Source organism: Mesorhizobium sp. B2-2-4 (assembly GCF_006442375.1).
Classification (GTDB): domain Bacteria; phylum Pseudomonadota; class Alphaproteobacteria; order Rhizobiales; family Rhizobiaceae; genus Mesorhizobium.
Map to the genome: position 1 here is coordinate 293,059 of NZ_VFWB01000001.1, position 18,538 is coordinate 311,596.

Genomic DNA, 18,538 nt, shown 5'->3' on the forward strand with positions numbered 1-18,538 from the left:
TCCCCGGTTTGGCTGAGGCAACGTTCTTAAAGCGAAGATCGCCGGAACGCTATCCGTGGATGCGCGGGGTGGCATGTCCACCGGCTCCAATTCGCGCCTTCCCCTGCGACATCAGCACCCCTGCTGGATTCCCTCACGTGCTGCGATGTAAGCTTGCCCGGGACGACCAGGGAGAGAGCGATGCTGCAGACCAGACAGGATGCTCTCGGCGAACGCTTCAAGCAGCAGCGCGCCGCATTCGAGGCGCAGCCCTTTCCGGGCCTCGATGTCCGCAAGGATCGCCTCGCCCGGCTGCTGGCGCTCACGGAGAGGCATGAGGCCGACATCTGCGCGGCGATCGACACCGACTTTGGCGGCCGCTCGGCTCATGAGACCCGCCTTGCCGAGCTGTTCGTGGTGCGGGCCGGCATACGCCACGCACTGTCCCACCTGAAAGGCTGGATGCGGGAACGGCGCGTCGCCACCACCTTGCCGTTCCTGCCGGGCAGGAACCGCCTCGTCCCGCAGCCGCTCGGTGTCGTCGGCATCGTATCGCCCTGGAATTACCCTTTCCAGCTCGCCGTCGCGCCGGTCACCGCGGCGCTCGCCGCCGGCAATCGCGTGCTGGTCAAACCCTCCGAATTGACGCCCGCCTTTTCAGCGCTGCTGGCGCGCCTGGCCGCCGAGCATTTCGCACCGGACGAACTCGGCATCATCACCGGCGACGCGGAGGTCGGCAAGGCTTTCGTGTCGATGCCTTTCGATCACCTGCTGTTCACCGGTTCGACGGCCGTCGGCCGCCAGGTCGCATTGGCCGCCGCGGCCAACCTCACTCCAGTCACGTTGGAACTCGGCGGCAAGTCGCCGGCAATCTTCGACCCCTCATGCGACCTCGATGCGGCGGCGGCCAGCGTCGCCTATGGCAAGCTCCTCAATGCCGGGCAGACCTGCATCGCGCCGGACTACCTGCTGGTGCCCAAGGGACAGGCGGAAACGGTCGCCGCCAAGCTCGCAACGGCTATGGCGAAGCTCTACCCCAGCTTGCGCGACAATCCGGACTATACCGCCATCGTCAGCAACCGGCATTATCAGCGCCTGCGGGCCATGATCGCGGAGGCCCGCGACGCCGGCGCCGATGTCATCGAAATCAACCCGGCCGGCGAGGCGTTCGGCGCCGCAGGCCGCAAATTGCCGCCGACCCTGGTCAGGAACGCCGATCCCGACCTGCGGCTGATGCGCGAGGAGATTTTCGGGCCGGTGCTGCCGATCCTCGAATATGCCGGGATCGACGACGCCATCGCCCATGTCAACCGGGCCGACCGGCCGCTGGCGCTCTACTGGTTCGGGAGAGACGGCGGCAACCGGCAACGCATCCTGCACGAGACCATCGCCGGCGGCGTCACCATCAACGATTGCATGCTGCATCTGGTGCAGGAGAACCAACCCTTCGGCGGCGTCGGCGCCAGCGGCATGGGCGCCTATCACGGCGAATGGGGCTTTCGCACCTTCAGCAAGGAGAAGCCGGTTTTCCTGCAGTCGCGCTTGAGCGCGGGAAGCCTTCTGCGTCCGCCCTACGGCAAGACCTTCGAACGGCTTTTCGGCCTGCTCAGGCACATGACTTGAGCGCCGTGCACCGCCCGCCGCCGGCGACGCGATCACATGCCGGCGCAATCACATGGTCCGCGCGTTAAGCCAATCTTCACCATGATTCGGCAGGCTCCATCTCCTGCGGCCACGTTTCGAGTACCGCGGCGCGCAAGCGCCCAGGGAACAGACCCGCGCCTCTCCTGAGGCGCGGGTTTTTTCGTTTGGAAAACAGCGCGCCGAAACGAGCGTCCATCGCTCATCGCATGGCCGGCCCTCAGGCGAGGAAATCGGCGCGGTGCGGCGTAAAGCTGTCGACCAGCCGGCCGGCTTCGAGCGCCTTGACGCCATGCACCAGGCCTGACGGCACGATGAAGCTGCCGCCTGTCTCGATGATTTCGGTCCGGCCGTCGATGGTCACCTCGAAGCGGCCTTCGGCGACGTAGCTTGCCTGTACATGCGGATGCGAATGCAGGGCGCCGACGCCGCCCTTGTCGAAGGCGAACTCGACCATCATCAGTTCATCCGTGTGCAGGAGAACGCGCCGCCTGTTGCCGTCCGGCGTCGCCGTCCAGGCGCCCGCGCCGGCCTGCGAGAAAATTTTCGTTTCGCTCATCGCAATTATCCTCACCGCGCCAGCCAGCCGCCGTCCACCGGCACCACCGCGCCATGCATATAGTCCGACGCCGGCGCCAGCAGGAAGGCCGCCGCATCGCCAATATCTTCCGGCCGGCCCCAGCGGCCGGCCGGAATGCGCGCCAGGATCGAGGCGCTGCGGTCGGGATCGGCGCGCAGCGCCTGCGTATTGTTGGTTTCGATATAGCCCGGCGCGATGCCGTTGACGTTGATGCCTTTCGCTGCCCATTCGCAGGCGAGCAGCCGGGTGATGCCGAGCACGCCGTGCTTCGAGGCGGTGTAGGACGCGACGCGGATGCCGCCCTGGAAACTCAGCACCGAGGCGATGTTGACGATCTTGCCCCTGCGTCCGCCGGCAAGGACGCGCCTGGCGAAGCCTTGGCAGAGCAGAAAAGCCGTCTTCAGGTTGAGGTCGAGCACCTCGTCCCAATCGGCTTCCGAGAGATCGACGGCGTCGGCGCGCCGGATGATGCCGGCATTGTTGACCAGCCCGTCGAGCGGCCCGCTTTCGTCCCAGACGCGCTCCAGCATCGGACCTGCGGCGGATGTGTCGGCAAGGTCGGCCGCGACCGCCTCGAACCGCCCGCCCGCCGCGGCGATCCTTGCGGCCGTCTCATCCATCGAGGAACGGCCGACCCCGACGACCATGCCGCCGGCGCGCGCGATCGAGACGGCAATGCCCTGGCCGATGCCGGTGTTGGCGCCGGTGACGAGGATGCGTCGACCGGTCAGGCTGAAGGCGGAGAGATCGCTCACCGCAGGTCTTCCATCGCCACCGGATCCACATCGGTGTAGTCGACGTTGTCGCCGGCCATCGCCCAGACAAAGGCGTAGTTGGAGGTGCCGGCGCCTGAATGGATAGACCAGCCCGGCGACAGCACGGCCTCCTCGTTGCGCATGACGATGTGTCGGGTCTCGTCCGGCTCGCCCATGAAATGGAAGACGCGCGCCGCCTCCGGCAGGTCGAAATAGAGATAGGCCTCCATGCGCCGGTCGTGCACATGGCATGGCATGGTGTTCCAGATGGAGCCCGGCGCAAGTTGCGTCATGCCGACGACGAGCTGGCAGGTCCTGGCCCCGTCGGCATGGATGAACTGGAAGATGGAGCGTTCGTTGCAGGCCTCCTTGCTGCCGAGATCGAGACGCCTGGCGTCACCGATGCGAATCAGCCGGCTGGGAAAGGTTTGATGCGCCGGCGCGCTGAGCAGATAGAACTTCGCCGGCGCCGCCTTGTCGACTGAGGCAAACGACACATCCTGCGTGCCCATGCCGAGATAGAGCATGTCGCGTGCCTGCAACTCATGGAGCTGGCCGCCGGCTTCGATCGTGCCGTCGCCACCGATATTGACGGCGATCAACTCGCGGCGCTCGAGAAAGCCTTTCGTTCCGGTCGGCTTGATTGCCTCAAGCCGAAGCGGCGCGCCGGCCGGCATCGCGCCGCCCACGATCATGCGGTCGTAATGTGTGTAGGTCAGGCTGACGCGGTCGGGCTGGAACAGGTCTTCGATGTGGAAATTGTGGCGCAACTCGTCGGTCCCCATGGCCGCGGCGGCGGCGGGGTCGATGGCAAAACGCGATGTATAGTCGGTATGGTTCTGGCTCATTGCTGTCCTGACTTGAGATGGATCATTCGCCGCCGGCCGCCTTGACCGAGTCGGAATAATAGACCTGCCGCGCATGCAGGCGCTCGCGATAGCGCTGCTGGCTGGCCGAGAGGTGCGTGCGCATCGCCTCGCGCGCGGCTTCGGCATCGCCCGATGTGATCGCGTTCAGGATCACCAGATGCTCGCGCTGCAGCCCACGCTGATAGCTGTCGGACTGCACAAGCTCGGTCGACCAGGGCGAGGTCACGTCGCACGGAATGGCGCGCCGGCCGAGCACGTCGAGCATCTCGACATAGAACGGGTTATTGGTGGCGCTGGCGATGGCGCGATGGAAGGCGAGATCGGCCGGACCGGTCGGCTCGCTGGCGAGCAACAGCCGCTCGAACTCGAAGAAGGCTTCCTGGATCGCCGCCTCCTGGGCCGCGTTGCGGCGGATGGCGGCAAGCCCGGCCGATTCGATCTCGATGGCGAGCCGCACTTCGAGCACGTTGAGTGCGATCGAATCCTTGCTGCCCATATCGGCCGCGAGCGCCCCGAACATCGTCGAGATGTGCTCTGTGACGAAGACGCCGGCGCCCTGCCGCGGCTCGACCAGGCCGTCGGCGGCGAGCTTGGCCAGGGCTTCGCGGATGACGGTGCGGCTGACGCCGAAGGTTTCGGTCAGCTGGCCCTCGGTCGGCAGTTTGTGGCCGGGCAGGATCTCGCCGGCCTGAAGCTGCCTGCGGATTGCCGCGACGACGGTCTCCGACAGTTTGGGTTTTCTCTCGACCCTGAGGTCGGTTGCGCTATCCAATGCCATGTCGTCCTCTATTTGAACACGCTCGGCAACCAGAGCGAGATGGCCGGAATATACGTCACCAGCCCGAGAACCACGATACCGGCGCCATAGAACGGCCAGATCGAGCGCATCGCTTCCCAGACCGTGATCTTGCCGACGGCGCAGGCGACGAACTGCACCGTGCCGACCGGCGGCGTGTTCAGCCCGATGCCGAGATTGAGAATGGTGATGACGCCGAAATGCACAGGATCCACGCCATAATGCGTGACAAGCGGCAGGAAGATCGGCGTGCAGATGATGATCATCGGCCCCATGTCCATGAAGGTGCCGAGCACCAGCATCAGGACATTGAGCAGCAGCAGCACGACCAGCGGGTCGGTGGAGATCGCATTCATGCCGGCGATCAGCAGCACCGGTACTTTGAGATAGGCCATCAGCCAGCTGAAAGAAGCCGCCGTACCGATGATCAACAGCACCATCGAAGTGGTGCGCACGGCGCCCTTGGTGGCGTGGACGAAATCGCTCCAGCCCATCGAACGATAAACGAGGACGGTAACAAGCAAGGCGTAGAGAATGGCGATGCACGAACTCTCCGTCGCTGTGAAGATTCCGGAGCGGACGCCGCCGAAGATGATGCCGATCAGGAGCAGTCCCGGAATAGCGATGAGCGCCAGCTGCCCGACGCGCGAAAAACCGGGGAAGGCCTCGACCGGATAGCCGCGGCTGCGGGCGACGAAATAGGCGGTGACCATCAGCGAGGCGGCGAACAAAAGGCCCGGTAGTATGCCGGCGGTGAACAGGTCGGCGATCGAAATCTTGCCGCCCCCTGCGATCGAATAGATGATCATGTTCTGCGATGGCGGCAAAAGCAGCGCGATCAGCGCCGCCATCGAGGTGACGTTGACGGCATAGTCGGCGCCATAGCCGCGTGCCTTCATCTGCGGGATCATCAGCCCGCCGACGGCCGCGGCCTCGGCCACGGCCGAGCCGGAAATGCCGCCGAACAGCGTGCCGGCGATGATGTTGACCTGGCCCAGGCCGCCCCGGACATGGCCGACCAGGGAGCCGGCAAAGGAAACGATGCGCTGCGCGATGCCGCCCCGCACCATCAGATCGCCGGCATAGATGAAGAACGGGATCGCCATCAGGGAGAACGCGCTCATGCCCGATTTCATCTGCTGGAACACGACCAGGGGCGGCAGGCCGAGATAGAGGATGGTGGCGAAGGAGGCCGCACCAAGACAGAACGCGATCGGCGTGCCGCCGAACATCAGCAGCGTGAAGACGCCGAACAGGATCCAGAGCTCCATCTAGGCCTCCTGCACCGCCGGCATCTCCGGCACGTCCTCGAGATTGATGTCCTTGTCGATATCGACGCCCGACCAGCGCAGCGCGATGCGCTCGGCCGAGAACAGGCAGATCAGCACGCCGCCGGCGACCAGCGGCAGATAGTCGAAGCCGCCCGGCAGTTCGAGCGCCGGGATGATGGTGTGCCAGGTCAGGCCGACAAGCTTGCAGCCGTACCAGACCATGCCGAATCCGAAGCCGAGCGCGATCAGGTCGGACAGCGTGCGCAACGCTCCCTTGCTGCCTTTCGGCAGGATATAAAGCAGCACGTCGAACCCCATATGGTAGTTCTCCCGCACGCCGACGGCGGCGCCGAGGAAGATGAACCAGTTCATCAGCATGATGGCGCTGGTTTCGGTCCAGCTCGGCGACGAATTGAGCACGAAGCGGAAGAAGACCTGATAGGCGACGAGCGCGGTCATGGCGACCAAGCCGATGCCGGCCAGGTAGAGTGCCCCGTCGCAGATCCTCGAAAGCACGACGCTGAACCGTGGCGGCGCCGCGCTGCTTGTCATTGTCGCCATCTGATCCTCCCGATCGCCGGCCGGTCACGAAGGCGCGGGACGGCGTGCATTGCCCGCCCCGCGGCCGACTTCACTTGGTTGCCTGGACGCGGGCGGCGAGGTCCTTCAGCGCCGGCGTCGACAGGTATTTGTCGTAGACCGGCTTCATCGCGTCGATCAGCGGCTGCTTGTCGATCTCGCTGACCTTGACGCCTGCCTTTTCGACGATGTCGCGGGATTTCTTCTCCTGCGCGTCCCACAGTTCGCGCATCTTGACGACGCTGTCCTTGGCCGCCTGGCGCACGATCGCCTGGTCTTCCGGCGAGAGCTTGTCCCAGCTCGCCTTCGCCATCACCAGCACCTCCGGAACGATCTGGTGCTGGTCGAGCGTGTAGTGCTTGGCGACCTCATAGTGCTTGGCGGATTCGAAGCTCGGCCAGTTGTTTTCCGCGCCGTCGATGACGCCGGTCTCAAGTGCCGAATAGACTTCGCCATAAGCCATTGGCGTGGCGTTGGCGCCCAGTGCGTTGACCATGTCGACGAACACGTCCGACTGGATGACGCGGAATTTCATGCCCTTCAGATCGGCGATCGAGGCGATGTCCTTCTTGGTGTTGTAGAAGGAGCGCGCGCCGGAATCGTAGAAGGCCAGACCGACCAGGTCATGTGCCTCGAAAGCTTTCAGGATGTCGTCGCCGATCGGCCCGTCCATGACATGGCGCATATGTTCGACCGAGCGGAATATGTAGGGCAGCGACGGCACCGCGGTTTCCGGCACGATGCCGTTGAACGGCCCCATCGAGACACGGTTGAGGTCGATGACGCCGGTCTGGGTCTGCTCGATCGTGTCCTTCTCCTCGCCGAGCTGCGCCGAATGATAGACCTCGACCGAATAGCGGCCATCGGTGCGCTGCTTGATCAGCTCGCCCATGTATTTCACCGCCTCGACCGTCGGATAGCCGTCGGGGTGCGTGTCGGCCGACCGCAGCACGGTTTGCGCGTTGGCGATGCCAATCAGCAGCGAGCCGAACGCGAATGTAGCCGCCGTCAATTTCGAAAAATGCAACATGACTTTCCTCCCTTTTTCAAAAATCAAGGCGCCGGCTCAGAGCCGGCGCATCACCAGCCCGTCATCCCTGCTCAATCTTGGCCATTTCGGTCAGCATCCGGTGCGGGCGAGCGAGCGTGGACGCGCGTCGGTGCTAAGCAGCAAATCCGCATCTGTCAGTGCCACGGTGACCCTCCCATGAGGCGTTATCGGTAGGGTCGCAAGGAAATAATGTCAACATACAAAAAATGGATTGTTGTATGATGACTTTGGATCGGCAACCGGCCATTGTGCCGGACGGCACTGGATGTTACGCCGCTGCCGTTTTCCTTCGCCGACCCTACGGGGCGGCTCCCAAAGGCCAATCGGGGACTTCGCACAGCAATGAACAGGCGTCTTTCGAAGGATACGATCGCGACGTTGCCGGCCAGGATCGCCGTGCCGCGTTTTGATCGCGCATCGGTCACGCAAGGCATCGTGCATCTGGGGGTCGGCGCCTTTCATCGCGCCCACCAGGCAGCCTATGTCGACGATTGCCTGGCTGCCGGAGAAACGGATTGGGGCATCGTCGGCGTGTCGCTGCGCAGTGCCGAGACGCGCGATGCGCTGGCGCCGCAGGACGGGCTCTACACGCTGGCGATCCGCAGCGGGGGCGAGGAAAGTCTTCATGTCATCGGCTCCATCGGCGCGATGCTGGTGGCGCCGGAAGATCCCGCTGCCGTGCTGGCCGCGCTGACCGATCCGCGCACCCGCATCGTGACGCTGACCATCACCGAGAAAGCCTATCTGCGGGCCGCCGGCGGCGGGCTCGACGCAGCCCACCCTGATATCGCCCACGATCTGGCGAACCCGCATCTGCCGAAGACCGCGCACGGTTTTCTGGCCGAGGCGCTTGCACGCCGTCGCGCGGCCGGCTTGCAGCCCTTCACCGTGCTCTGCTGCGACAACCTGCCTGCCAACGGGGCGACCTTGCACAGGCTGCTGGTGGAATTCGCCACGCTGCGCGATGCCAGCCTCGGTGAGAAGGGCGCTACCAGGCTTGCCGGCCATATCGCCGACGAGGTCGCGTTTCCCTCGAGCATGATCGATCGCATCGTGCCGGCCACGACCGATGCCGACCGGGCGCGGATCGCTCTCGAGCTCGGCGTCGACGACGCCTGGCCGGTCATGACCGAGCCGTTCCGCCAGTGGGTGGTCGAGGACAATTTTCCGGCAGGCCGCCCGGCCTGGGAAAAGTTCGGCGTCACCATGGTCGGGGATGTCAGGCCCTTCGAGGACATGAAGCTGAGACTGCTCAATGGAGCGCATTCGGCCATTGCCTATCTCGGCCTGCTCAGCGGACACGCCACCGTCGACCGCGCCTTCGCCGATCCGGCGATCAGGCGCTTTGTCGATGCGCTGTGGGCCGAGGCAATCCCGACGCTGCCCACCGATGCCGGGCTGGATACCGCGAGCTATACGGCAGAGCTTGCCCAGCGTTTCTCCAATACAGCACTTGCCCACCGCACCGCGCAGATCGCCAATGACGGCAGCCAGAAACTGCCGCAGCGCATCATGGCCTCCGCGATCGAGCGCCTCCATTCAGGCGCCGCGCCCGGACATCTCATGCTGGCGGTTGCCGCCTGGATCGCCGCCTGCGAAGCGCGCGGCAAATCCCTGCCCGACGGCCATTTTACCGACCCGCTCGACATGCCGATGACGGCGATCATTGACCGGAATCTGCCCGCTGCCGAAACCGTCGCGGCAGTGTTCGATCTCGCCGGCTTCGCGACCGGGGCGCCTGAGCGGCCAGGATTGATGGACCTTGCGGCCGTCCATCTCGAGCAGTTGCGCCGTGGCGGACCGACTCAGGCCTTCGCGGCATTGGGCATTTAAAAACAAAAAGCGAGGCAAGGCCCCGCTTTTCCGTCGAGTACTGGTGCCAGCCTCAAGCCGGCAGGATGGCGCCTTCCAGCGTGGTGAGCTCGCTGAGGAATTGTTCGGCCTTCGTGCGCGACCGGTCGTCCTTGGCGTCGGCGGCGTCTTCCCTGGCTTCCTGGATGCGGCGCGCGAGATCGGCGCGGTCGACATCCTTCACCGCGACAGCCGATTCCGCCAGCAGCGTGCAGCCGGCCGGAACGATGTCGGCGAAACCGCCGAAGACGACGTAACGCTCTTCACCGCCCGATGCAGCCTTCACCGTGACGACGCCCGGCTTGATCGTGGTCATGACCGGTGCGTGATGCGCCATCACGGTCATCTCGCCTTCCGCACCCGGAATAACGACTGCCTCGACCTCTGCGGAAACCAGCAGGCGCTCCGGCGAGACCAGTTCGAACTTGAAAGCTTCTGCCATGATCAATTTAGCGAGTAGGGAATAGTGAGTAGGGAAGTAGGGGAAAGGGCAATTGCGCCCGGTCACCTGCCTGCCATTCACTACCGACTACTGACTACTCCCTATTCCCTTGATTAAGCCGCTTCAGCCGCGAGACGCTGTGCCTTCTCGACCGCTTCCTCGATGCCGCCGACCATGTAGAAGGCGGCTTCCGGCAGGTGGTCGTAGTCACCGTTGCAGAGGCCCTTGAAGCCCTTGATGGTGTCGGCGAGGTCGACCAGCTTGCCCGGCGCGCCGGTGAACACTTCGGCGACGAAGAAGGGTTGCGACAGGAAGCGCTCGATCTTGCGGGCGCGAGCCACCGTCTGCTTGTCCTCTTCCGACAACTCGTCCATGCCCAGGATGGCGATGATGTCCTGCAGCGACTTGTAGCGCTGGAGGATCGACTGCACCTGGCGCGCGACGGCATAATGCTCTTCGCCGACCACCAGCGGGTCGAGCATGCGCGAGGTCGAATCCAGCGGATCGACGGCCGGATAGATGCCCTTTTCGGCGATCGAGCGGTTGAGCGTCGTCGTCGCGTCGAGGTGGGCGAACGAGGTCGCCGGCGCCGGGTCGGTCAAGTCGTCGGCCGGCACGTAGATGGCCTGCACCGAGGTGATCGAGCCCTTGGTGGTGGTGGTGATGCGTTCCTGCAGGGCGCCCATGTCCGTGGCGAGCGTGGGCTGGTAGCCCACGGCCGACGGGATACGGCCAAGCAGCGCCGACACTTCCGAACCGGCCTGCGTGAAGCGGAAGATGTTGTCGACGAAGAACAGCACGTCCTGGCCCTGGTCGCGGAAATATTCGGCGACCGTCAGGCCGGTCAGGCCGACGCGGGCACGCGCGCCCGGCGGTTCGTTCATCTGGCCATAGACCAGCGCCGCCTTGGAGCCTTCGCCGCCGCCCTTCTTGTTGACGCCGGATTCGATGAACTCGTGATAGAGGTCGTTGCCCTCGCGAGTGCGCTCGCCGACGCCGGCGAACACCGAATAGCCGCCGTGCGCCTTGGCGATGTTGTTGATCAGTTCCTGGATCAGCACCGTCTTGCCGACGCCGGCGCCGCCGAACAGGCCGATCTTGCCGCCCTTGGCGTAAGGTGCGAGCAGGTCGAGCACCTTGATACCGGTGATCAGGATCTGTGCTTCCGTCGATTGTTCGATATAGGCCGGGGCCGGCTGGTGGATCGAGCGCAACTCGACCGCGTCGACCGGGCCTGCTTCGTCGACCGGCTCGCCGATGACGTTGATGATGCGGCCGAGCATGCCCGGACCGACCGGCACGGCGATCGGGCCGCCGGTGTCGCGCACTTCCTGGCCGCGCACCAGGCCTTCGGTGGAATCCATGGCGATGCAGCGCACGGTGTTTTCACCCAGATGCTGGGCAACTTCGAGAACCAGGCGGTTGCCGACATTGGTGGTCTCGAGCGCATTCAGGATCGGCGGCAGGTGATCGCCGAACTGCACGTCGACCACGGCGCCGATGACCTGCCGGACCTTGCCGACGATGCCGGTGGCTTTGCTGGCCACGGCCGGGGTTTTTACCGCGGCGGCCCTGGTCGGCGCTGCCGCTTTCTTGGCCGGAGCCGCCTTAGCTGCTGCGGCCGGAGCCTTTGCCGGTGCCGCCTTGGCCGGGGCTGCTGCCTTGGGAGCCGCCGTCTTGGGGGTCGCTGCTTTCGCCATCGTCTTTACCCTTTTCGTCCTTTGTTTCTCGCGCGGTCGGATCGAGGTCGTTGACCCCGGGAAACCGTGCCTAGAGCGCCTCGGCGCCCGAAATGATTTCGATCAGTTCCTTGGTGATCTGCGCCTGGCGCTGGCGGTTGTAGGTGATCGACAGCTTGTTGATCATCTCGCCGGCGTTGCGCGTGGCGTTGTCCATCGCGCTCATCTTGGCGCCCATTTCGCCAGCCGCGTTTTCGAGCAGCGCGCGGAAAATCTGCACCGCGATGTTGCGCGGAATGAGCTCGGACAGGATTTCACCCGGCTCGGGTTCGTATTCGTAGACGGCGCTGGCGCCGTCAGCAGCCTCGGCCGGAGCTGACGAAGCAGCGGCCGGAATGATCTGCTGCGCGGTCGGAACCTGGCTGATCACCGACTTGAACTGCGAATAGAACAGCGTGCAGATGTCGAAGCCGCCCTCGTTGAACAGGTGGATGACCTTGCGGGCGATCGTGTCGGCATTGACGAAGCCGAGCGTCTTGACCTCGCGCAGGTCGATCCGGTCGAGGATCATCGACGCATAGTCGCGGCGCAGGATATCGAAACCCTTCTTGCCGACGCAGATGATCTTGACCTGCTTGCCGTCGGCCAGGAGCCTGCGGATGTGGTCACGGGCAAGACGGGCGATCTGCGAATTGAAGCCGCCGCACAGGCCGCGCTCGGCCGTGCAGACAACAAGCAGGTGCACGTCGTCCTTGCCGGTGCCGGTCATCAGCGCCGGGGCATCGCCGCCACCGCCGATTGCCTGGGTGATGTTGGCCAGCACGGAACCCATGCGCTCCGAATAGGGGCGCGCCGCTTCCGCGGCCTCCTGTGCACGGCGCAGCTTCGCCGCGGCGACCATCTGCATCGCCTTGGTGATCTTCTGCGTCGCCTTGACCGAGGCGATACGGTTACGAAGGTCTTTTAATGAAGGCATGCTTCAAACCTGATCCCGTCTTGTCTCATCCGGACTGGCGCTTCGCTCAGGCGAAGGTCTTGGCGAAAGCGTCGATCTCGGCCTTCAGCTTGCCGCGCAGATCGTCCGACAGCGCCTTTTCCTTGCGGATGGCGTCGAGGACGTCCTTGCCGGCCGAACGCATGTGGCTGAGCAGGCCATGCTCGAACTTGCCGACCTGGTTGACCGGCAGCTTGTCAAGATAGCCGTTGACGCCGGCGAAGATCACCGCGACCTGCTCTTCCGTCTTCAGTGGCGAGAACTGCGGCTGCTTCAGGAGCTCGGTCAGGCGCGAACCGCGGTTGAGCAGGCGCTGCGTGGCGGCATCGAGATCCGAGCCGAACTGCGCGAAGGCCGCCATTTCGCGGTACTGCGCGAGCTCGCCCTTGATCGAGCCGGCAACCTGCTTCATCGCCTTGATCTGCGCCGAGGAGCCGACGCGCGACACCGACAGGCCGACATTGACGGCTGGACGGATGCCCTGGAAGAACAGGTTGGTTTCGAGGAAGATCTGGCCGTCGGTGATCGAGATCACGTTGGTCGGGATATAGGCCGACACGTCGTTGGCCTGGGTTTCGATGACCGGCAGCGCCGTCAGCGAACCGTTGCCCATGTCGTCATTGAGCTTGGCGGCGCGCTCGAGCAGGCGCGAGTGCAGGTAGAAGACGTCGCCCGGATAGGCTTCGCGGCCCGGCGGGCGGCGCAAGAGCAGCGACATCTGGCGATAGGCGACGGCCTGCTTCGACAGATCGTCATAGCTGATCAGCGCATGCATGCCGTTGTCGCGGAAATACTCGCCCATGGTGCAGCCGGCGAACGGCGCCAGGAACTGCATCGGCGCCGGATCGGAAGCGGTGGCGGCGACGATGATCGAATATTCGAGCGCACCGCGCTCTTCCAGCACCTTGACGAACTGCGCCACGGTCGAGCGCTTCTGGCCGACGGCGACATAAACGCAGTAGAGCTTTTCCTTCTCGGGGCCGTTGTCGTGCACCGACTTCTGGTTGAGCATCGTGTCGAGGATGATGGCGGTCTTGCCGGTCTGGCGATCGCCGATGACCAGCTCGCGCTGGCCGCGGCCGACCGGGATCAGCGCGTCGATGGCCTTGAGGCCCGTCGACATCGGCTCATGCACCGACTTGCGCGGAATGATGCCGGGCGCCTTGACGTCGACGCGCTTGCGTTCGGTCGCCTTGATCGGGCCCTTGCCGTCGATCGGGTTGCCGAGCGCGTCGACGACGCGGCCGAGCAGGCCCGGACCGACCGGAACGTCGACGATCGCGCCGGTGCGCTTGACGGTGTCGCCTTCCTTGATGTCGCGGTCGGCGCCGAAGATGACGACGCCGACATTGTCGGCTTCGAGATTGAGCGCCATGCCGCGGATGCCGCCGGGGAATTCGACCATCTCGCCGGCCTGGACATTGTCGAGGCCGTAGACGCGGGCGATACCGTCACCGACGGACAGCACCTGTCCGACTTCGGAGACCTCGGCCTCCTTGCCGAAATTCTTGATCTGGTCTTTCAGAATTGCGGAAATTTCCGCGGCGCGGATGTCCATCAGCCGACCTCTTTCAGTGCAAGCTTGAGCGAATTGAGTTTGGTTTTGAGCGACGTATCGATCTGGCGCGAGCCCATCCTGACCACCAGCCCGCCGAGCAGCGACGGATCGACGGTGACGGAGATGGAAACGTCCTTGCCGGCAACGCTCTTCAGCGCCGCCTTGAGTTCAGTCTGCTGGGCAGCGCTCAATTGGTGAGCCGATGTTACCTCGGCGGTCGTCTCGCCACGATGCTCGGCGGCGATCTGGCGGAATGCCCTGATCATGCCGGGCACGGCGAACAGCCGGCGGTTCTTGGCGACGACGCGCAGGAAATTGCCGGTCAGGCCGGTGATCCCGGCCTTGTCGGCGATCGCCGCGATGGCCTTGGCCTGGTCCTCGCTGGAGAACACCGGGCTGTTGATCAGCCGGGTCAAGTCGGCGCTGCCCGCGAGCATCGCCTCGAAACTGTTGAGGTCGGCTTCGACCTTGGCGACGGAATTCGCCTGCGATGCCAGTTCGAACAGCGAACCCGCATAGCGTTCTGCGACACCTGAGATTGGCGATGACGATTGGGCCACGGACCGTCTTTTCTCTTGTCTGACAGGCCGCAGATTGTTGGCGCGAGCGAAAACTCTGGCTAAATCTTTGACCTTACTGCATTTTTTCAAGCACGGAGGCGCGGCTTCCGCTATCCCCGGCCGAAAGTCGATTGCCGTCTAGCACAGGCCTTTTAAGACCGCAATGCGTCGTTCCGCATGGTTTTCAGGCACTATTGTCGCATCCGGGGACGAAGTCCCTGGATTGCCTGCGGATTCAGGGCAGGAAGCCGAAGGCAAAGGCAAGCGGCAACGCCGCCAGCGCCAGTTCCACGACGATGGAAACCCAGTTGAAGGGCGTGTTGGCGCCATCCGACATCATCGACAGCAACCGGCCGAAGGCGGTGAACAGCCAGGAGAAGCCGAGCGCCATGTAGATCAGCGGCTGCGCCAGCAGGATGCAGCACAGGCCGACGCCGAGATAGAAGCCCGACATGCGGCCGCGCCCTTCGGCGATCGCCGCCGCCTTCTCCGGCTTGACCTGCAAGCGCAGAATGCGGAAGGCAAGCCCCGGCGCCAGGAAAAGCACCAGGCCTAGCAGCACCGTGACGACGGCGCTCGACCAGGCCAGCCATTCGCCCTGGCTCACCGGCCATGGAAACGCAAAATCCATAGTGTCCCCTCGTAAATGCCGCTCTGAAATCGCGGGCATTCTAGCGGAGGAAAAGCCGCGCGCCAGATGGCGGCCGGCACTTTAGGCCAAACGCATCAGGAGAGCGCGAAGGCGACCGCCGCTTCAGCATGGATGCGCGTCGTGTCGAAGACCGGAATGTCGAAATCCTGCTGGCCGATCAACATCGTGATTTCGGTGCAGCCCATGATCACGCTGTCGACATTTTCATCGCGCCGCAGGCGGTTGATCTCGGCGATATAGGCGGTTTTCGATGGCTCGGTGACGATGCCCTGGCAGAGCTCGTCATAGATGATGCGATGGACCATGTCGCGTCCTGCCTGGTCCGGCACGATCGGCTGCAATCCATATGTGTCGGCAAGCCGGCGCTTGTAGAAATCCTGCTCCATGGTGAACCGCGTTGCGAGCAGCGCCGGGCGCCGCATGCCGGCCGCCTTGACCGCGGCTGCGGTGGCGTCGGCGATGTGGGTCAGCGGGACCGATACCGAGGCCTGCACCTGGTCGGCGAGCTTGTGCATGGTGTTGGTACACAAAAGCAGGCCTTCCGCGCCAGCTGACTCGAGCTTGCGCGCGGCATCGACCAGAAGCGCGCCGGCGCCGTCCCAGTCCCCGTGATGCTGCAGCTCGGCGATCTCGGCGAAGTCGAAGGACCACAGCAGCAATTTCGCCGAATGCAGCCCGCCGAGACGCTGCCTCACGAGATCGTTGAGCAGGCGATAATAGATCGCCGTCGATTCCCAGCTCATGCCGCCCAGAAGGCCAAGGGTTTTCAAAACGGTTTCCTTTCCTTGCAGCGACTTATGATACAGTCCAAGGCGATGTTGAGGGCTACTCGATGAAAACAAAATCCAGCAGCAAAGCACGCAGCGAACTGTGCGCCGTGGTCGCTGAAGCCAGCAAAGGCAGCCCGACAACAATCACCAAGCGGGGACGCCCCGTGGCCATAGTGATATCGATCGAGACGCCCGTCGACTCTATCCTGAAGAGTTTAGGCAACGTCCCGAACTGAAGGACACGACCAGCAATCCGCGCGAACGCTGAGCGACCTTACAAAAAGCTCTGCGGATCGATGTCGACCTGCACCCGGACCGAGCCGCGCTGCTTCGGCCCGTTGGCGAGCATGGTCCGGATAAACCTTTGCATGTCGGCGCGGCGCTCGCCCTGGATCAGCAGGCGGAAACGGTGACGGCCGCCGAGCAGCGACAGCGGCGCTTCGGCCGGCCCGAGCACGAACAGGTCGGATGCCTCGGGCGCGGCACGGCGCAGGGCGCGGGCATGGCCCTCGGCTTCCGCCCGCGTCACCGCGCTGACGATGACGCCGGCGAGCCGGCCGAAGGGTGGCAGAGCCGCCCGCTCGCGCTCGGAAATCTCGCGCTCGTAGAACGCATCGGCATCGCCGGAGACGATCGCCCGCATCACCGGATGGTCGGGCTGGAAGGTCTGCAACAGGCCGAGGCTCTTCTTGCCGGTGCGCCCGGCGCGGCCGGTCACCTGGCTAAGCAGCTGGAAGGTGCGCTCGGCGGCGCGCGGATCGCCATTGGCAAGGCCGAGATCGGCATCGACGACACCAACCAGGGTCATGTTGGGGAAATTGTGCCCCTTGGCGACGAGCTGCGTACCGATGACGATGTCGGCCTCGCCATTGGCGATGGCTTCCAGCTCCAGCCGCAGCCGCCGCACGCCGCCCATCAGATCCGACGACAAGACGATGGTGCGCGCATCCGGGAAATGGGTGACGACTTCCTCCGCGATGCGCTCGACGCCCGGCCCGCAGGCGACCAGATGATCGAGCGTGCCGCATTCCGGACAGGCTTCCGGGCGGCGCTCATTGTGCCCGCAATGATGGCAGACCAGTTGGCCGCGAAAGCGGTGCTCGACGAGCCAGGCCGAGCAGACCGGGCAACCAAAGCGGTGACCGCAGACGCGGCACAGCGTCAGCGGCGCATAGCCGCGCCGGTTGAGGAACAAAAGCGATTGTTCCTTCCTCTCCAGCGTCCGGCGCATATGGTCGAGCAGCACCGGCGACAGGAAGCCGCCGCGCGCCGGCGGCGCGCGCCGCATGTCGATCGCTTTCAGGTCGGGAAGTGCCGCCTCGGCGAAGCGGGCGGACAGCACCGCCCTGGCGTAGCGGCCCTGGCTGGCATTGACGCGGCTCTCGACCGATGGCGTCGCCGATGCCAGCACCACGGGGAAGCCACCTATATGGCCGCGCACGACAGCCATGTCGCGGGCATTGTAGAAGACGCGGTCTTCCTGCTTGTAGGCGGGGTCGTGCTCCTCGTCGACGACGATCAGGCCAAGCTCCTTGAACGGCAGGAACAGCGCCGAGCGCGCGCCGGCCACGACCCGCACGCCGCCTTCCGCCACCTGCCGCCAGACGCGTTCGCGCATCCTCGGCGGCAGGTCGGAGTGCCATTCGGCGGGCTTGGCGCCAAAACGCTGCTGAAAACGTTCGAGGAAAGCGTGGGTCAATGCGATTTCGGGCAGCAGGATCAGCACCTGCTTGGCGCGGTCCAGTGCCGCCGCCACCGCCTCGAAATAAACCTCCGTCTTGCCCGAACCGGTGACGCCGTCGAGCAGTGCGACGTTGAAGCCGCCGCCCGCGACATTGGCGCGCAGCAGCCTTGCGGCTTCGTTCTGGTCGGGCATCAATTCCGGCGCGGCGTAGGCTGGATCAGGCTCCGCCACCACGGGCCGCGGCGGGATCATCACCGTTTCGAACACGCCTTGCGCCTTCAGCCCCTCGATTACCGTCGACGACACGCCGGCCGCATGGGCAAGGCCGGATCGCGTCCAGGCCAGTCCGCCCTCGGCCGTCTCCAGCACGCGGGCCCGCGCATCCGTCATCCGGTCCGGAACGGCCGCGGTTCGCTGCAATCCCTCGATCCACGGTTCCGGATCGAAGGCCTCCGGCGCCCTCAGCAGCATGCGCGCCACCATGCCCGGCGCCGACAGCGTATACTGCGCCACCCAGTCGACGAAACGGCGCATCGCCCGATCGATCGGCGGGCAATCGAAGACCTGTTCGATCGGGCGCAGCTTTTTCGCGTCTACCGTCTCGACCGCGCCGTCCCAGACGATGCCGGCGACCTGGCGAGGCCCGAGCGGCACGCGCACGATCGAGCCCGGCACCACCCGCATGCCGGCGGGCACGGCATAGGTGTAGGGGCGTTCGGCCGGCATCGGCACCAGCACCGGTGCGGCTGCGACAAAGGGCGAATCTTCGATCATGAGGCGTGACCTTGCCCCGACTTTGCTCTAGATCAAAGGGCAACGCTGAACGT

18 protein-coding genes are annotated in these 18,538 nt (G+C 64.8%); 3 read left to right on the forward strand and 15 right to left on the reverse strand.

Going from position 1 to position 18,538, the window contains the following annotated elements:
- Positions 1-180: 180 nt before the first annotated feature.
- Positions 181-1,602 (forward strand): coniferyl aldehyde dehydrogenase, encoded by a 1,422-nt coding sequence (locus FJ959_RS01520; protein ID WP_140628099.1) that lies wholly within the window; start codon positions 181-183, stop codon positions 1,600-1,602.
- A gap of 238 nt (positions 1,603-1,840) precedes the next feature.
- Here FJ959_RS01520 and FJ959_RS01525 read toward each other — a convergent pair whose 3' ends face one another.
- The 7 genes from FJ959_RS01525 to FJ959_RS01555 all read right to left on the reverse strand — a co-directional run bounded on the left by FJ959_RS01525 (position 1,841) and on the right by FJ959_RS01555 (position 7,500).
- Positions 1,841-2,179: a cupin domain-containing protein gene (locus FJ959_RS01525; protein ID WP_140518251.1), complete on the reverse strand. Its 339-nt coding sequence runs from the start codon at positions 2,177-2,179 to the stop codon at positions 1,841-1,843.
- Between the two features lie 11 nt (positions 2,180-2,190).
- Entirely contained in the window at positions 2,191-2,955 is a 765-nt protein-coding gene (gene kduD / locus FJ959_RS01530; protein ID WP_140628102.1) for a 2-dehydro-3-deoxy-D-gluconate 5-dehydrogenase KduD, read from the reverse strand.
- Positions 2,952-3,803, reverse strand: coding sequence for a 5-dehydro-4-deoxy-D-glucuronate isomerase (gene kduI, locus FJ959_RS01535; protein WP_140628104.1), 852 nt, complete (start codon positions 3,801-3,803; stop codon positions 2,952-2,954). Before kduI ends, kduD begins: the two co-directional genes overlap by 4 nt.
- A gap of 22 nt (positions 3,804-3,825) precedes the next feature.
- A complete protein-coding gene (locus FJ959_RS01540; protein ID WP_140518248.1) occupies positions 3,826-4,602 on the reverse strand; it encodes a FadR/GntR family transcriptional regulator in 777 nt (258 codons plus the stop codon).
- 8 nt (positions 4,603-4,610) lie between these two features.
- A complete protein-coding gene (locus tag FJ959_RS01545; protein ID WP_140628107.1) occupies positions 4,611-5,891 on the reverse strand; it encodes a TRAP transporter large permease in 1,281 nt (426 codons plus the stop codon).
- On the reverse strand, positions 5,892-6,443 hold the full coding sequence (locus tag FJ959_RS01550; protein WP_140628806.1) for a TRAP transporter small permease: 552 nt from the start codon (positions 6,441-6,443) through the stop codon (positions 5,892-5,894). It lies immediately after the preceding gene.
- Positions 6,444-6,522: 79 nt separating this feature from the next.
- Complete coding sequence (locus FJ959_RS01555) at positions 6,523-7,500, reverse strand: TRAP transporter substrate-binding protein (protein ID WP_140492983.1); 978 nt, start codon at positions 7,498-7,500, stop codon at positions 6,523-6,525.
- A 363-nt stretch (positions 7,501-7,863) separates the two neighbouring features.
- Between FJ959_RS01555 and FJ959_RS01560 the strand changes: the two genes are divergently transcribed.
- A complete protein-coding gene (locus FJ959_RS01560) occupies positions 7,864-9,354 on the forward strand; it encodes a mannitol dehydrogenase family protein (protein ID WP_140628110.1) in 1,491 nt (496 codons plus the stop codon).
- A gap of 52 nt (positions 9,355-9,406) precedes the next feature.
- Here FJ959_RS01560 and FJ959_RS01565 read toward each other — a convergent pair whose 3' ends face one another.
- From FJ959_RS01565 to FJ959_RS01595, 7 genes are all read right to left on the reverse strand, one after another.
- Positions 9,407-9,814, reverse strand: coding sequence for a F0F1 ATP synthase subunit epsilon (locus tag FJ959_RS01565; RefSeq protein ID WP_140628113.1), 408 nt, complete (start codon positions 9,812-9,814; stop codon positions 9,407-9,409).
- A gap of 113 nt (positions 9,815-9,927) precedes the next feature.
- Entirely contained in the window at positions 9,928-11,514 is a 1,587-nt protein-coding gene (atpD, locus tag FJ959_RS01570; protein ID WP_181165201.1) for a F0F1 ATP synthase subunit beta, read from the reverse strand.
- Positions 11,515-11,584: 70 nt separating this feature from the next.
- Positions 11,585-12,469: a F0F1 ATP synthase subunit gamma gene (locus tag FJ959_RS01575; protein WP_140492974.1), complete on the reverse strand. Its 885-nt coding sequence runs from the start codon at positions 12,467-12,469 to the stop codon at positions 11,585-11,587.
- Positions 12,470-12,515: 46 nt separating this feature from the next.
- On the reverse strand, positions 12,516-14,045 hold the full coding sequence (atpA, locus tag FJ959_RS01580; RefSeq protein ID WP_140492971.1) for a F0F1 ATP synthase subunit alpha: 1,530 nt from the start codon (positions 14,043-14,045) through the stop codon (positions 12,516-12,518).
- Positions 14,045-14,605, reverse strand: coding sequence for a F0F1 ATP synthase subunit delta (locus tag FJ959_RS01585; protein WP_140492968.1), 561 nt, complete (start codon positions 14,603-14,605; stop codon positions 14,045-14,047). The genes atpA and FJ959_RS01585 overlap by 1 nt, the downstream gene beginning before the upstream one ends.
- A gap of 235 nt (positions 14,606-14,840) precedes the next feature.
- Entirely contained in the window at positions 14,841-15,236 is a 396-nt protein-coding gene (locus FJ959_RS01590; RefSeq protein WP_140518245.1) for a DUF4345 family protein, read from the reverse strand.
- 95 nt (positions 15,237-15,331) lie between these two features.
- On the reverse strand, positions 15,332-16,027 hold the full coding sequence (locus FJ959_RS01595) for an aspartate/glutamate racemase family protein (RefSeq protein ID WP_140628116.1): 696 nt from the start codon (positions 16,025-16,027) through the stop codon (positions 15,332-15,334).
- A gap of 62 nt (positions 16,028-16,089) precedes the next feature.
- Between FJ959_RS01595 and FJ959_RS01600 the strand changes: the two genes are divergently transcribed.
- The gene (locus FJ959_RS01600) at positions 16,090-16,263 is read left to right on the forward strand and encodes a type II toxin-antitoxin system Phd/YefM family antitoxin (protein WP_140524999.1); all 174 of its coding nucleotides are present in this window, start codon (positions 16,090-16,092) and stop codon (positions 16,261-16,263) included.
- A 38-nt stretch (positions 16,264-16,301) separates the two neighbouring features.
- On the opposite strand, the gene FJ959_RS01605 is transcribed toward FJ959_RS01600, so the two are convergent.
- On the reverse strand, positions 16,302-18,485 hold the full coding sequence (locus FJ959_RS01605; protein ID WP_140628118.1) for a primosomal protein N': 2,184 nt from the start codon (positions 18,483-18,485) through the stop codon (positions 16,302-16,304).
- Positions 18,486-18,538: the final 53 nt, after the last annotated feature.